Origin of the sequence: Polynucleobacter sp. AP-Capit-er-40B-B4 (assembly GCF_018882245.1) — a bacterium.
Classification (GTDB): domain Bacteria; phylum Pseudomonadota; class Gammaproteobacteria; order Burkholderiales; family Burkholderiaceae; genus Polynucleobacter.
This window is the reverse complement of the sequence record NZ_JACVOV010000002.1, coordinates 65,670-80,145: the sequence shown is the minus strand read 5'-3', so window position 1 is coordinate 80,145 and position 14,476 is coordinate 65,670. Positions and strand designations below refer to the sequence as shown.

Annotated in this window: 12 protein-coding genes, 1 other RNA gene, 1 pseudogene and 1 riboswitch; of the genes and pseudogenes, 9 read left to right on the top strand and 5 right to left on the bottom strand. The window is 45.8% G+C overall.

Translation table 11 applies throughout. The features are described 5' to 3' along the window. Nucleotides 1-12 precede the first annotated feature (12 nt). The 6 genes from ICN19_RS05355 (at nucleotide 13) to ICN19_RS05330 (ending at nucleotide 6,346) form a co-directional block, all read left to right on the top strand. Complete coding sequence (locus ICN19_RS05355; RefSeq protein ID WP_216246110.1) at nucleotides 13-477, top strand: DNA polymerase III subunit chi; 465 nt, start codon at nucleotides 13-15, stop codon at nucleotides 475-477. Nucleotides 478-482: 5 nt separating this feature from the next. Further along, entirely contained in the window at nucleotides 483-1,271 is a 789-nt protein-coding gene (gene lgt / locus ICN19_RS05350; RefSeq protein ID WP_216246109.1) for a prolipoprotein diacylglyceryl transferase, read from the top strand. Nucleotides 1,272-1,284: 13 nt separating this feature from the next. Next, a complete protein-coding gene (locus tag ICN19_RS05345) occupies nucleotides 1,285-2,193 on the top strand; it encodes a LysR family transcriptional regulator (RefSeq protein WP_216246108.1) in 909 nt (302 codons plus the stop codon). A gap of 136 nt (nucleotides 2,194-2,329) precedes the next feature. Continuing rightward, nucleotides 2,330-3,634 (top strand): malonyl-CoA decarboxylase, encoded by a 1,305-nt coding sequence (locus tag ICN19_RS05340; RefSeq protein ID WP_216246107.1) that lies wholly within the window; start codon nucleotides 2,330-2,332, stop codon nucleotides 3,632-3,634. 191 nt (nucleotides 3,635-3,825) lie between these two features. Beyond that, the gene (locus ICN19_RS05335) at nucleotides 3,826-4,782 is read left to right on the top strand and encodes a tripartite tricarboxylate transporter substrate binding protein (protein ID WP_255536974.1); all 957 of its coding nucleotides are present in this window, start codon (nucleotides 3,826-3,828) and stop codon (nucleotides 4,780-4,782) included. A 40-nt stretch (nucleotides 4,783-4,822) separates the two neighbouring features. Continuing rightward, nucleotides 4,823-6,346 (top strand): malonyl-CoA synthase, encoded by a 1,524-nt coding sequence (locus ICN19_RS05330; protein WP_216246105.1) that lies wholly within the window; start codon nucleotides 4,823-4,825, stop codon nucleotides 6,344-6,346. Here the strand turns inward: ICN19_RS05330 and ICN19_RS05325 are convergent, their stop codons facing one another. The 5 genes and pseudogenes from ICN19_RS05325 to ICN19_RS05305 form a co-directional block, all read right to left on the bottom strand. Next, nucleotides 6,347-7,165, bottom strand: coding sequence for a sulfite exporter TauE/SafE family protein (locus tag ICN19_RS05325; RefSeq protein WP_216246104.1), 819 nt, complete (start codon nucleotides 7,163-7,165; stop codon nucleotides 6,347-6,349). Continuing rightward, nucleotides 7,166-7,384: non-coding RNA, 6S RNA (gene ssrS / locus ICN19_RS05320), on the bottom strand. 99 nt (nucleotides 7,385-7,483) lie between these two features. Then, nucleotides 7,484-7,699, bottom strand: a pseudogene (locus ICN19_RS10265) (cell division protein ZapA); the annotation flags it as partial. Then, nucleotides 7,680-7,967 carry a hypothetical protein gene (locus tag ICN19_RS05310; protein WP_216246103.1) on the bottom strand — a complete coding sequence of 96 codons (288 nt, stop codon included), beginning with the start codon at nucleotides 7,965-7,967 and terminating at the stop codon, nucleotides 7,680-7,682. The pseudogene ICN19_RS10265 and the gene ICN19_RS05310, both read right to left, overlap by 20 nt. A 106-nt stretch (nucleotides 7,968-8,073) precedes the next feature. After that, nucleotides 8,074-10,206, bottom strand: coding sequence for a TonB-dependent receptor (locus tag ICN19_RS05305; protein WP_216246102.1), 2,133 nt, complete (start codon nucleotides 10,204-10,206; stop codon nucleotides 8,074-8,076). Nucleotides 10,207-10,348: 142 nt separating this feature from the next. Further along, nucleotides 10,349-10,564, bottom strand: a riboswitch (cobalamin riboswitch). 82 nt (nucleotides 10,565-10,646) lie between these two features. Here ICN19_RS05305 and ICN19_RS05300 point away from each other — a divergent pair. The 3 genes from ICN19_RS05300 (at nucleotide 10,647) to frc (ending at nucleotide 14,476) form a co-directional block, all read left to right on the top strand. Next, nucleotides 10,647-11,264 (top strand): Crp/Fnr family transcriptional regulator, encoded by a 618-nt coding sequence (locus ICN19_RS05300; RefSeq protein WP_216186477.1) that lies wholly within the window; start codon nucleotides 10,647-10,649, stop codon nucleotides 11,262-11,264. 202 nt (nucleotides 11,265-11,466) lie between these two features. Next, complete coding sequence (gene oxc / locus ICN19_RS05295; RefSeq protein ID WP_216246101.1) at nucleotides 11,467-13,176, top strand: oxalyl-CoA decarboxylase; 1,710 nt, start codon at nucleotides 11,467-11,469, stop codon at nucleotides 13,174-13,176. A gap of 49 nt (nucleotides 13,177-13,225) precedes the next feature. After that, nucleotides 13,226-14,476 carry a formyl-CoA transferase gene (gene frc, locus ICN19_RS05290; RefSeq protein WP_215383651.1) on the top strand — a complete coding sequence of 417 codons (1,251 nt, stop codon included), beginning with the start codon at nucleotides 13,226-13,228 and terminating at the stop codon, nucleotides 14,474-14,476.

The following is a 14,476-nucleotide window of genomic DNA, read 5'->3' as shown; positions in this document are numbered from 1 at the left end:
GATAAATACCGAATGGCACGAATCGACTTTCATAGCAACGTGAACGACAAGCTGGAATACGCTTGTCGTTTAACGCGCAAGATTTGGAGTGCTACACCAGAGGGCGAGCCTGTTCGCAATATTGTGATGGTGGGTGAGAAAGCTGATCTCCAAAAGTTAAATGATCTGTTGTGGGCATTTAGTAGCACTGACTTTTTGCCGCACTGCTTCATTGAAGATGAAGCAGCACCAGAAACGCCGATTGTTTTGACGGACGATTTTGCTTCCTCTGTCTTAAACAACATACCCCATGCTGATGTGATGATTCATTTGGGTATGCGTATGCCTGCGGATGTGCCTGCTTTAGTAGCACGCTTTCCTAGAATTGTCGAGGTAGTCACTGTCAATGAAGCTGAGCGTTTGGCTGGGCGCGAACGCTATAAAGCCTACCGGGATTTAGGTCACGAGTTACATAACTTTGATCAATCCAAAAGCTAATATTCATGTTGATTCATCCTCAGTTTGACCCTGCAGCGATTCGTATTGGGTCCTTTGCAATTCACTGGTATGGCTTGATGTATCTGATGGCCTTTGTGCAGTTTTTACTCTTAGGCCGTTTACGCATTCGAGCACCTCGTTATCAGACTCTGGGATGGACCTATAAAGATCTTGAGGATCTCCTTTTTGCGGGCGTTCTCGGTGTTGTGCTTGGAGGGCGCTTAGGTTATACCTTGTTTTATATGCCGGGCTTTTACTTGGCCAATCCTTTGAGTATTTTCAAAATCTGGGAAGGTGGCATGTCTTTCCACGGCGGCTTATTGGGAGTATTGGTTGCCCTTTACTGGTTTGCTAAAAAGCGTAAGACTACTTTCTTTGTCGTTAGTGATTTAGTAGCTCCACTCGTTCCCTTTGGTTTGGCTTTTGGGCGACTGGGTAACTTTATTAACGGTGAACTCTGGGGTAGGCCAACCGACCTTCCTTGGGCAATGGTATTTCCGTTAGTCGATTCTGTACCACGCCACCCCTCACAAATTTATCAACTGCTCGGTGAGGGTGTATTGCTAGGAATTGCCCTCTGGATTTATGCAGGCAAACCAAGGCGCGTTGGCCAGGTATCTGGATTCTTCTTATTCGGTTATGGCATTTGTCGTTTCTTGGCTGAATATGCGCGAGAGCCAGATGCATTCCTGGGTCTTCTTGGTCTAGGTTTATCGATGGGTCAATGGTTATGTGTGCCAATGATGATGTTTGGCATCTATTTGATGACCGTATTTAAATCAAAAAGTATTTAACTCCTTACTCCTTATGTTGAATGAAGAATTAACGCTGCGAAAGTTAGAAATTCTTTGTTCTTTTGTGCGGACGGGAAGTCTTTCGCGAACTGCAGAAGAGTTGCACTTAAGTTCAGTCAGTATTCATAAAGCGTTGCATTCTCTTGAGTCTGGAATTGGATGCCCTTTGTTTGTTAAGGAAGGACGTCAACTAAAGGCCTTGCCTGCAGCAATCTATTTGGCTGAAGCAAGTAATGACTTGTTGTCTGATGTAGACCGTATTCTTAAAAAGACGAGAGCTAAGGCGGGGGTTGAGAGCGGACAAATTCGCTTGGGCTCAATGTACTCTCTCACTGCCAACATCATTCCCCGCATGATCATGGGCACCAAAATTCGTAGACCTGATTTGGATATTGATTTATTTCTTGGGTCCAATGAAGAGTTAATGAAACGACTATCTGAGGGTAGCATTGATGCTGTTGTCATAGCTGTCCCAGCGCAAGACTTACCTGAGGGCGTTCAGGTTGTTTCCCTTTTTGAAGATCAGTTATTTTTGGCCTCCTCAAAAGGCAGTAAGCCTACCGCGGCCAATATTGATTTGTCCGAATATCAGCACGAGAAATTTCTTACCCTTCAGGATGGCTTTGCTACCACTTCAGGGTTTTATGAGGCTTTTCAGCTCGCAGGCTTTAAGCCTAATGTGATCATGAAGGTGGGTGACATTTTCTCGCTAATGAATATGGTTTCTGGCGATCTGGGCCACTCTTTGTTACCCGGTAGGGTGAGAGCGCTAATGGGTGATGCGATCGAATTTACGCCTTTATTACCGAAATACCAGGTGATTCAGCGAATCGGCTTAATGTACCTTCAGGCTAATGAATCCAATCCTAATATTTTGGCTTTAGCGGCTGAAGCCCGCATGCTGCATCGCAAAAACCCCTGATTTACCCTTATACCTTACAGATATACTTAACTTTAAGTTAATGTTTATTCATTTAACTTAATTGATTTTGCATGTTCTGAGTAATAAATTGAACCTGATCAAAATTTTGTCGATTTTCTTTTTTTGAAAAGACTCCATGCTCGAAAAGTTAGCAAAAGCTCGTAACCTGTCAAAGGCAAACAACGCTATCAAGCGCTTGATTTCTGAGCGAGGCGAATCTAATGCAGTCAGCATGGCAGACGATGTTGTGAATAACTATCGCAAGCTGACCAAAGATCAACACATTCCATTTTTTACTTATTTGTTTGAGAAATTAAATCCTCAAGTAGATGCAGTATTGAAAGCTGCGCAAAACTTTGCAGCAGAATCTACAGCGCGCAACTACATTCAATTGCAAAAAGTTTCTGAATCGCCCAGGCAAGAATTATTTCGCCGCTTAAATCGCGCTGGACATGGAACTGCTGCTGTAGTGCAAATGCGCCGAGATCTTTTGCAAATCTTGGATAAGAAGCCAGAGCTTGCAGCAGTAGATTTTGATATGCGCCATCTTTTGTCCTCTTGGTTTAATCCAGGATTTTTGAAGATGCATCGTGTTGACTGGAAATCACCTGCAGAGGTTTTGGAGAAGTTGATTCAGCACGAAGCGGTACATGCCATTGATGGCTGGGATGATTTGCGTCGCCGCCTGCAGCCAGATCGCCGCTGCTTTGCCTTCTTTCATCCCCAGTTGCCAAGCGAGCCTTTGATCTTTGTGGAAGTAGCGCTGCTACCTGAGATCCCAACGGTTATTACGCCCTTGGTGGACAAGAAGGCTGAGACAGTAGATCAACCATCGCAATACAAGGTAGCAGTGTTCTATTCGATTAGCAACTGTGAGCCAGGTCTACGCGGCGTGTCGATGGGCAACTTCTTGATTAAGCGTGTTGCTGAGCAGTTACATGCCGAATTTCCTGGACTTAAAACCTTTGTCACCTTGTCGCCGATCCCCGGATTTATGGATTGGGTATCAGCTGGTGCCAACTTGGGGGAGGATGTTCCTGCCGAGAGATTGAAGCCAAACTTAAGAGTGGCTCGAGATCAGGCGTTGACTAATCTCAAGTTAGATGCTCAGTCATGGACGGAAAAACTCAGCGCTGGATGGCACCCTGATTTGGCAACACCAAAGGAGCAGGAATCCTTGCTTTGTTTGGCATCTATCTATTTAGGTCTGGGCTCTACTGGTCGCAATGGCAATCCGGTTGCGAAATTCCATTTGGGTAATGGCGCTAAGTTGCATTTAGTGAATTGGGCAGGCGATTTATCACGCAAAGGTTTGCGTCAATCAGCTGGCTTGATGGTCAACTACCTCTATGATCTGGGCAATGTCGAAGAGAACCATGAGAAATTTGCTAACGGCGAGATTGTGTATTCGAGATCAGTAGGGCGCTTGATGGCGCCGTGATGAGGAATTGAGGAGGAGATGCCCCAAGGCGGAATCCAAAGAGGTTCACTTTTGGGGTTTAATAAGCGAACTGGGCATCAAGACCCAGAAAGTAGTAATGTGAGCGATTCAGCGGTATTAATAATGAACATAGCCATGAATAGTGGCAAGTGGAGGAGATGAAGATGTTTAATCAATTAAGCCTTTCTGTAATGATCAAGAAAGCAATTCTTTTGGTTTGCGCCGCCCCTTTGGTGGTGATGGCACAAGAGTGGCCTAACAAGCCAATTACTTTTGTTGTGCCTTTTCCTGCGGGTGGCGGTACAGATGCATTTGCTAGACCTTTAGCAACACAATTGACTAAGCAATTGGGCAAGCAAATCATTATTGATAATCGTGGCGGTGCTGGCGGAACTTTGGGCGCCTCTATTGCTGCCAAGGCGGCACCAGATGGCTATAGTTTCTTCGTGGGCGCTGCCCATCATGCAATTGCTCCGGCTATGTATCCAAATTTAGATTACGACATTGAGAAGAGTTTTATTCCGGTGGCAATGATTGCTAACCCACCTCAAGTGATCGTGGTCAACCCAAAGAATGTGCAAGTTAAAGATCTAAAAGAATTTATTGCGCTTCTGAAGAAAAACCCAGGTAAGTTCAATTACGCGAGTGCTGGTAATGGCTCCTCTCACCATCTAGCTGGTGAGCAGTTCAAGATGTTGACGAAGACTTTTATTACTCATATTCCTTATCGCGGTGCCGGTCCAGCAATGCAGGATCTGATTGCAGGCCAGGTAGATATTGAGTTTGACGGCTTGGGTTCTTCAGCGGCTCAAATTAAAAATGGCTCAATTGTGGCTTTGGCAGTTGCTTCCCAAAAGCGTGCGCCAGGATTCCCGAACGTACCAACTGCTGCAGAAGCGGGTTTAGTGGGTTATGAAGTCTCAACTTGGTATGGATTATTTGCGCCTAAGGGCACTCCACAGCCAATCATCGACAAGATGATTGTTGAGGTGCAAAAAGCCATTAACACTCCTGAGCTAAAAGCAATTTGGACCAATAATGGTTCTGATACCCCAACCCTTTCTGGCGATGCATTTGGAAAGTTTGTCAGTGCTGATATCAAGCGCTGGGCTGCTGTTGCTAAGGCTTCTGGCGCTAAATTAGATTAAGAATTTTTATTAAACATTGCCCCTGGGGTTTGAGGTTCAAATGAATTTATATTCACTATTGGAAAAAGGTTTTCCAAAAGATAAAAAAGCATGCGCTCTCGAGACGCATGATGGTTTGTATTACTCCTGGGGTGACCTAGAGTCTGCAACGGCAAAGTTGGCAAATTTACTTGCTAGCTTGAAGTTGCCAAAAGGTTCTAGGGTTGCAGTTCAGGTTGAAAAATCACCTGAGGCTCTTTTTCTGTATCTAGCAACGATTCGTGCTGGTTATGTGTATTTGCCGCTCAATACGGCTTACCAGTCCGCTGAAATCCAATACTTTTTAGAAAATGCAGAGCCAGCGGTAGTCGTATGCAGCAGCAAGAATCTATCTTGGGTATCTAAGGTTGCTGCTAAAGCTGGTACCAAGCATGTCTTTACCTTAGACGAAAACCGCACCGGTACTTTGTTGGAGCGTGCGGCCGGATTAAGCGATAGATTCAAAACTGTACCCGCTAAGGATGATGACCTTGCGGCTATTTTGTATACCTCTGGTACTACTGGTCGCAGCAAAGGTGCAATGCTGACGCATAAGAACTTGGGCAGCAACGCTCAAGTATTGCAAAAGTTTTGGGGTTGGAAAAAAGGCGATGTTCTATTACATGCTTTGCCTATCTTCCACGTTCACGGTTTGTTTGTAGCGGCGCATGGCGCATTGATTAATGGCAGCAAGATGATTTGGTTGCCACGTTTAGATACCGCGCAACTCATCAAGCATATGCCGCAGTCGACGGTGATGATGGGTGTGCCGACATTCTATGTGCGCTTATTGGCTGATAAAGGCTTCAATAAAAAAGTAGCGCGCAATATGCGTCTCTTTGTTTCTGGTTCTGCTCCGCTACTTACAGAAACCTTTAATACTTTCAAGGAAGTTATTGGCCAGCCAATTTTGGAGCGCTATGGCATGAGCGAGACTGTGATGCTAGTCTCCAATCCTTATAAAGGTAAACGAGTAGGCGGCTCCGTTGGTCTGCCGCTGCCAGGTGTAAAAGTACGTGTAGTGAATGAAGACAATAAACCTTGCAAGGTCGATGAAATCGGCGGCATTCAGGTAAAAGGTCCGAATATATTCAAAGGCTACTGGCGTATGCCTGAGAAGACTGCCGAAGAATTTACTAAGGATGGTTGGTTCAAGACTGGTGACGTTGGTCGCTGGGGTGGAGATGCTAATGGTGGCAAAGCACCTAAGGAATACTTGTGCATTGTTGGTCGCAGCAAGGATTTAATTATTTCTGGTGGCTACAACGTTTATCCAAAAGAGATCGAAAGCTTTATCGATGACATGCCTGGTGTTGACGAAAGTGCTGTGATTGGTATTCCGCATCCAGACTTTGGTGAGGCAGTGATGGCGGTAGTTGTACCTAAGGCAGGAGCCAAATTAAATGCCGAAGCGATGATTGCGACTTTGAAAACGCAAATTGCAAACTTCAAAATTCCAAAGCGTTTAGAGATTGTTTCTGATTTGCCTCGTAATGCTATGGGTAAGGTGCAAAAGAATATTTTGCGTCAGCAATTTACTAGCTAACTAATAGCCAAATGCTTTGCGGCTTTCATTAAACATGAAGGCCGCAAGCATTAGTAGCATCACCCCAAAAATACGTTTGAGTTGTGCCACATCCAGTTTGCGAGCCATTTTGGCACCAAGCGGTGCTGTGAAAATACTCACCACTGCAATACACACTACTGCTGGTAAGTAAACAAACCCTAGGGAACCAGATGGTAGGTTGGGGTGACCCCAACTACCGTACATATAGCCCACCGTGGCTGCTGCTGCGATCGGAAAACCTAATCCAGAGGAGCTCGCCATAGCAACGTGCGGTTTGACATTGCACCAAAGCATAAAAGGCACGGTGATGAATGCGCCACCAGCGCCTACCAGGCTAGCAAGGGCTCCGGCGAAGGATCCAAATCCAAACAAACCTAAGGGCCCAGGCAAATCTCTTCCGGCTTTAGGTTTTTTATTGAGCAGCATCTGAATAGATGTGTAGACGATAAAAATGGCGAAGAAGAGAGATAGCCAGGAAGTATTTAAGGCTTCAAAAATCTCGCTGCCACCAATCAAACTGCCGATGACTAAACCAGGGCTCAGCGATGCAACTAACTTCCAATCAATAGAGCCATGTTTGTGATGCGCCCATATTGCAGAGGTAGTGGTGAACAAGATAGTGGCCATACCGGTAGCAATGGCCATGTGAACAATGACTTCTTGACTAAATCCTTGATGATTAAAAACCAAGATCATGAAGGGCACCAGAATCATGCCGCCACCAATACCTAGTAGACCCGCTAAAAATCCGGAGATGCTGCCACACAGCATCAGCATTGCGATATCGCTTAGTAACATGAATTCCCCGCCTTAGCCGCTAGGCCGTCATCCTGAACCCTAAGGTTCAAGGTGGAACGGCTACTCTGTTTCGGGTGCATTAAGAGGCTCAGGGAGTGACCAAGTCTAAGTTGGCACTGTGAACTTTCGAAACGCTCACGCCCACAAGGTAAAGATCGTTCCGGATGCTTGCGCATCGGTTCAAGGAACTATTGGCCTTGGCGAACCAGGCAGGGAAAGGGTTTGCATCAAAGCATCGACTTGATCCTCAAGAGCGCGAATTTCACTTTGTAGGCGAGTGACTTCATCGGAGCTCACGTTAGAGGAGGTGCTTTGCGGCGTTTGGTTTTTTTGCAATGTAATGAGGTCGCCAGCAATTTTGAGTGCCGCCATCATGCTGGCGCGTTCAATACTACGGTTGCCGCCACTGATGGCAAGTTGAATTTGTTCATCAACTAGGACGCAGGCCGCTCTTAATAATGGCTCATGCTCCGCGCTAGTTGCTAAGGTGATTTTTTGACCAGCGAGACTTACTTCAATGCGTTGTTGGCTCATTATCATCCTCGGTATTGTTTGGGGGAACAGCCTCGCCTAGTAGATTGAGTTGGCGACCATCACTTTGTTCTGGCAAGCGACTCAATATGTGCTGGATACGCTTTTGCGCATCTTCAATTTTGTTTTCTTGTAGCGCACGATCTTGAACAAGATTTTTTACGGCATCTTGAATTAACGCAATTCTCTCGGATAAGCGTTGAATAGATACGCTTAGGGCGCCTAAATCAGGCGCTTCCAAACTTTGGGGGAGGGATGTTTGCTCGCTCATATTGGCATTGTAGCCTCAGCTCCCGGCTATGGGTTGGGGGCCTCTTTTAGATCGCTTGATTGGGAATTTGGGGGTATCTAAAAGAGGCGGTTTGCTCTTAAATCACTTAATTGAAGTTATATTTCAGCGTTATAAAAACGGACCTCGGTTCACTTGGGTAGTAGGAGTACCTACTTGAGACATTGCTTGGTGCAGTGCCATACGTAGCATATTGCGCGTTACCAACGTTTTTGACTGTAAGGCGAGCTTCTATGCCCTGGTATTTATATGATGTGAAGATATCTCCAATGACATAAGAAGGCATCACTGGTGTCGCACTGTAGTAACTCGGACCTGTGTCGTAATGTTGACTGCTGACGTAATTGACTACTCCGCCGATAGTCCAATTGCTTGTAATAAGGTAATTTGCTCTAGCGTTCAGTAGTGTGTCTGGGACCACTGGAATGGCGTTACCAGAAAATGGTCCATTGGCATAGTAAGACTTTTGATACTTTCCGCCGGCGCCAATATTAAATGAAGGGGAAATATTAGAGGCAACATCCAATAAGATGCCACCACGATTAACTTGATAAATAGAGTTGTAGTTATATCCGGTAGCAGGGTTGTAGCTAATCTCATTTTGTGTCATTGATTTAAATAATGACGATGTAATTTTGGAGTTCAATACGTCCCAGTTGCCACCAACCTCATATGTCTGAGTAGTTTGAGGTTGCAAAATTCCACTAAACACGGTTGAAGTAGTTTGGGTTGTTGGGTTATAGAGCAGGCCCCAGTATTCATCAATGTTGGGGAATCTGAATGACTGGTTCCACTTTACATAGACTCGTTGACCGGGTAAGTAATTTGCATTCAGCGCTATATCACCAGCATTAGCGGCATATTGCTGATTGCTAGAGACGGTTCCATTAGCTGCAGTTATTGCGGAGCTTGTGGTGGATGCTTGCTGAACTTGTCGGCGAAATCCGCCGCTGGCCTCCAATACGCGGGTTAGTGGAATCCTTTGAATCAGGTAGAGCGAGTTATTAATTTGAGACGCATTCTGGGAGTCGCTTGTCAGATTGTTGTAATAGGTTCCAAACGGGTTATTGATTGCATCAAACTGATTCGCCAGAATGATTCCTTGGGATTGAGGCGTGTAGCCATTACTACCAGCTTGATTGGCCTTCGAGAAGTCATAGCCAAAAATTGAGGTTCCAACAACACCAAAATCTGCTTTTATGCGCGGAGATAATGCGAGTTGCCATCCCTGCAATTTATTATTCATTGGACTACCAGCGGAACCAAAGGCAGAGCTGGCGAAGTAATCAGCTTGTGGCACGTAGAAAAAGGAAGATTTATTGTTGTAAGAGGTGTCAATCTCTACTACGTAGTTTTCACTTAAGGTCTTAGTCAAGCCCTGGCGAAAACCGGAATTATTGGTTGTTATGTTATTGCCGGCATTTTGCGGACGCACAGAGAGGGGGTTTCCGGAGCCAACTAATCCCACTACAGGACTGGCAAGCTGAGAATTGGTGTAGCCGTAATAAGCGTCCACAAATACACGATCCTTGCCGCCTAAATCTTGAGAAATTTTTGCGTCGATAGAATAAGCATTGGCTGCCGTATTGGGTCGCCAGCCGTTGGTGTTGGATGTATTGGCACTGACTTGATAGGTTGTTTTATCAACTGTATTTCTAAAGATGGCATTGTTAATTGAGGTACCCCAAGTGCCATAAGTCGCAGATGCTTGGTTAATGCTTTTCTTGCCGCCATTGGTGATGATGTTGATTACGCCACCTACCGCACCATTACCGTATTGAACACTGGCGCCTCCCTGGAGAATTTCAATGCGCTCAATGGAGTCGATTGGAATGGATTCCCAGTCGACGCTGCCCGAATCAATAGGATTTACTCGGATACCATCAACCAGAATTGCGGTTGTGCTGTTGCCGGTTGGTCCAAATCCACCCATATCGACTGATGCATCTAAATTTAAGGCGCTTGAATTTAAGCCGCTAACTCTTAAGCCACCAATTTGAGATAACACCTGAGGAATTGTGTTGGAAGTCGAGTTTTCGATTTCATCGCGCGTGATGACTTTAACGTTCGCTGGAACCTGATTCAGATTTTCTTCAAAGCGCGATCCCGTCACAATGACTGTTGATGGATTGGTTTGTGCGGATACTTGGTGGGCAAAACTGAGAGAGAGAAGGGCGCCACAAACGATGGCAATTCTTTTCTGTTGCAACTGCTGCTTCATGATTGACTTTCTGTTATCGATTGCCTAGCTAACTTCCCCGTTAGCTGGGTCGAACAGAATTTCACGTGCAGGAGCTCAGGCGTCAATAGGGCGCAGCATCGAAGAACTAAGCGCTTTCTTGGCGCGCGAAGATCCCCGTCCGCAAAATTCCACCTGTCTTGGCCGGTATCCGGGCTAGTAAATATCAGAATCTGGCCTTCCCATGCGATTGACGCGCACAGTGGCTTTGTCAGATTCCTGACGCCTTTGAAATGAATAAAAGACGCATTTACCTACCGTTGCGGGGGCAGCACACGTTTAGTGTTTCCCGTTTAACTTTATTGCATTGCAACAAAGCACCACGACCTCGCTATTCTAGCTGATCTGCGGGGCTCAAAGCCCCCATATCGCGCTTAATAAGGCAAAAAAGCCTACAATATGAGGTCTAGGAGCAAGCATTGATGACCGTATTAGATAAGCATCCCGAAAAGAACCTGATTCGCCTGCAGTTGAGCCAAAACTCGGTCTTAAAAAGCTTGGATCCGGCCGCAATGGCAGAGTTGGAGCGTCATTTAGAGATCTCCGACCTCAAAAAGTCCGAAATTTTGCTTCATCAGGGTGACCATCAGATGGAGCAGTACTTTGTTTTGGATGGCATTCTGAAGCGTATTGTTTCTAGTGCCGATGCAAAAGAAATGATTCTGCGTTTTGCCATCGAAAAAGATATTGAAACTAGCTATGCTGCATGGCGCCTAAAGACGGCTGCCCCATACAGTATTGCCTCTGTGACCAAGGCCCGCGTGGCTCGGATGCCCCTAAAGAAATGGGCGGAGTTCTTGGATCAACACAAGATCCTTAAAGAGAGTTTTGAGTTTGAGGTTATGCGCCTGATGAGCGAGATCATGGCCCACACGATTACTTTGCATATGCTTGATGCCCCGGGCCGGGTAGAACGTTTCCTGCGTAAATATGAGGATTTGTTTGAGCTCCTTCCTAAAAAGGAGCTGGCGGCATATCTCAATCTCTCCCCGGAGACCTTGAGCCGCCTTAAAACAAAGCATAAAGAGCTTTTTGTTTAAGCTGTTACCCGCCTGTAATTACAGGATTTAGAGGGAAATTGACCGAAGTCAATGATGAACCCCCTCCCCAAGCCTAATATTCATCTCAGCCTAAGCGGGGTCAAAAATCCCGCAGTGCGATTAATAACTAAATTGGAGACATTAGCGAAAGCTAAATTGCATTAGCTCTTATCGGGCAATTTGCGATTCTTGAAAAATTTCTATGACAACAGATAATCAAAACACACAGTTAACGGATGGTTTCCATCTCGTCATTGACGCCTTAAAGGCAAACGACCTCGATACGATTTTCGGTCTGGTTGGTATTCCAATTACTGACTTATGTCGTTTAGCGCAGGCTGAAGGCTTACGTTTCATTGGCTTCCGTCATGAGCAGCATGCAGGTAATGCTGCAGCGATTGCTGGTTACATGACACAAAAGCCAGGTATTTGTATGACTGTTTCTGCTCCTGGTTTCTTGAACGGTTTAACAGCGCTTGCTAATGCAACTGTGAACTGCTTCCCGATGATTTTGATCTCTGGTTCAAGCGAGCGTGAAATCGTTGACTTGCAACAAGGTGACTACGAAGAGATGGATCAGCTCAATGCGGCTAAGCCATATTGCAAAGCTGCTTATCGTATTAACCATATCGAAGATATCGGCATCGGTTTTGCTCGTGCAATCCGCGCTGCAGTTTCTGGTCGTCCAGGCGGTGTGTATTTGGACTTGCCAGCTCAGTTGCTTGCGCAAACTATGCCTGCTGACGAAGCTAAGAAATCAATCTTCAAGGTAATCGATCCAGTTCCACGTCAGATCCCAGCGGCCGATGCGGTTGCTCGTGCATTGGATGTGTTGAAGGGTGCTAAGCGTCCATTGATCCTGTTGGGCAAAGGCGCTGCTTATGCTCAAGCTGATAAAGAGATTCGTGATTTGGTTGAGAAATCTGGCATTCCTTATTTGCCAATGTCTATGGCCAAAGGTTTGTTGCCAGACAATCATCCACAGTCTGCTTCTGCAGCACGTTCATTTGTATTGGCTGAGGCTGATGCGGTATTGTTAGTTGGCGCACGTTTGAACTGGTTACTTGCCCATGGTAAGGGTAAGACTTGGGGCAAAGAGCCTAAGAAATTTATTCAAATTGATATTCAAGCAAACGAAGTAGATAGCAACGTACAAATTGCCGCTCCTTTGATTGGTGATATCGGCTCTTGCGTAGGTGAGCTTTTGAAGGGCATCTCTGCTGTTCCTAAGCCAAGTGCTGAGTGGATTGCAGCAATCACCGAGAAGAAAGACAAGAACACAGCGAAGATGGCTGAGACCTTGGCTAAAGAAGCAAACCCAATGAACTTCCATGGCGCATTGCGTGTGATTCGTGATGTGATCAAGAAGAACCCAGATGTGAACTTGGTAAACGAGGGCGCAAACACACTCGACTATTGCCGTGCAATCGTCGATATGTATAAGCCACGTAAGCGCTTCGACTCTGGTACCTGGGGCATTATGGGTATCGGTATGGGTTACGCCATTGGTGCTGCTGTAACTAGCGGTTTGCCAACAGTAGCCGTAGAGGGTGATAGCGCGTTCGGTTTCAGTGGCATGGAATTGGAAACAGTTTGTCGTTACAACTTGCCAATTACAACTGTTATCTTCAATAACAACGGTGTATACCGCGGTACTGATGTGAACCCAACTGGCGGTGCTGATGTTGCTCCAACAGTATTCGTTAAAGATGCTCGTTACGACAAGATGATTGAAGCATTTGGTGGTGTTGGTTATTACGTAACTACGCCAGCAGAGTTAGAAGCAGCGTTAACAGAAGCGATTGCTGCCGGTAAACCAGCCCTCATCAATGCTGTTATTGATGAAACTGCAGGTACTGAGAGTGGACGTTTAACAAACTTAAACCCATCCACAGCAGCTGCTAAGAAGTAATCCAAGATAAATTTAGAAGCAAACAAGAAAGACTTAAGGAGAAACAAACATGACTAAACCATTAGACGGTATTCGCATTATTGACTTCACACACGTACAAGCAGGTCCTGCATGTACTCAGCTGTTGGCTTGGTATGGTGCTGACGTGATTAAAGTAGAGCGTCCAGGCTCTGGCGACGTAACTCGCAGCCAATTGCGCGACGTTCCAGGCGCTGATGCTTTGTACTTCACTATGTTGAACGGTAACAAGCGTTCTTTGACTTTGGATACTAAGACTCAAGAAGGTAAAGAAGTTTTAGAGAAGATGATCAAAACTTCTGACGTAATGGTTGAGAACTTTGGTCCTGGCGCCTTGGATCGCATGGGATTCTCATGGAAGCGTATTCAAGAATTGAACCCAAAAATGATCATGGCCTCTGTAAAAGGTTTTAGTGATGGTCACTCATACGAAGATTTGAAAGTGTATGAGAACGTTGCTCAGTGCGCTGGTGGCGCTGCTTCTACAACAGGTTTCTGGGATGGTCCTCCTACAGTTTCTGCTGCTGCTTTGGGTGACTCTAATACTGGTATGCACTTGGCAATCGGTATCTTGACAGCGTTGATGCAACGTGAAAAAACTGGCCGTGGTCAAAAAGTATCTTGCTCAATGCAAGACGCTGTATTGAACTTGTGCCGTGTGAAGTTGCGCGATCAACAACGTTTGGACAAAGTTGGTTACTTGGAAGAGTATCCACAGTACCCACACGGTTCATTCACTGACGTAGTTCCACGTGGCGGTAACGCTGGTGGTGGCGGTCAGCCAGGTTGGGTATTGAAGTGTAAGGGTTGGGAAACAGATCCAAACGCCTACATCTACTTCACCATTCAAGGTCACGCTTGGGAGCCAATTACTAAAGCTTTGGGCAAACCAGAGTGGGCAACTGATCCAGCGTATATGACTGCTGAAGCTCGTCAAGACAAGATTTTTGACATCTTCGCAACTATTGAAGACTGGCTCAAAGACAAGACTAAGTACGAAGCTGTGGACATCCTCCGCAAGTTCGATATTCCATGCGCTCCAGTTCTCTCAATGAAAGAATTGGCTGCTTCACCAGACTTGCGTAAGAGCGGTTCTATCGTTGAAGTTGACCACAAAGTACGTGGCAAGTATTTGACAATCGGTAGCCCAATCAAGTTCTCTGATTTGGAAATCGAAGTGAAGCCATCTCCAGTATTGGGTGAGCACACTGATGAAGTGTTGGCTGACCTTGGCTATAGCGCTGATGACATCGCTAAGTTGCACACAGCTAAAGCAGTTTAA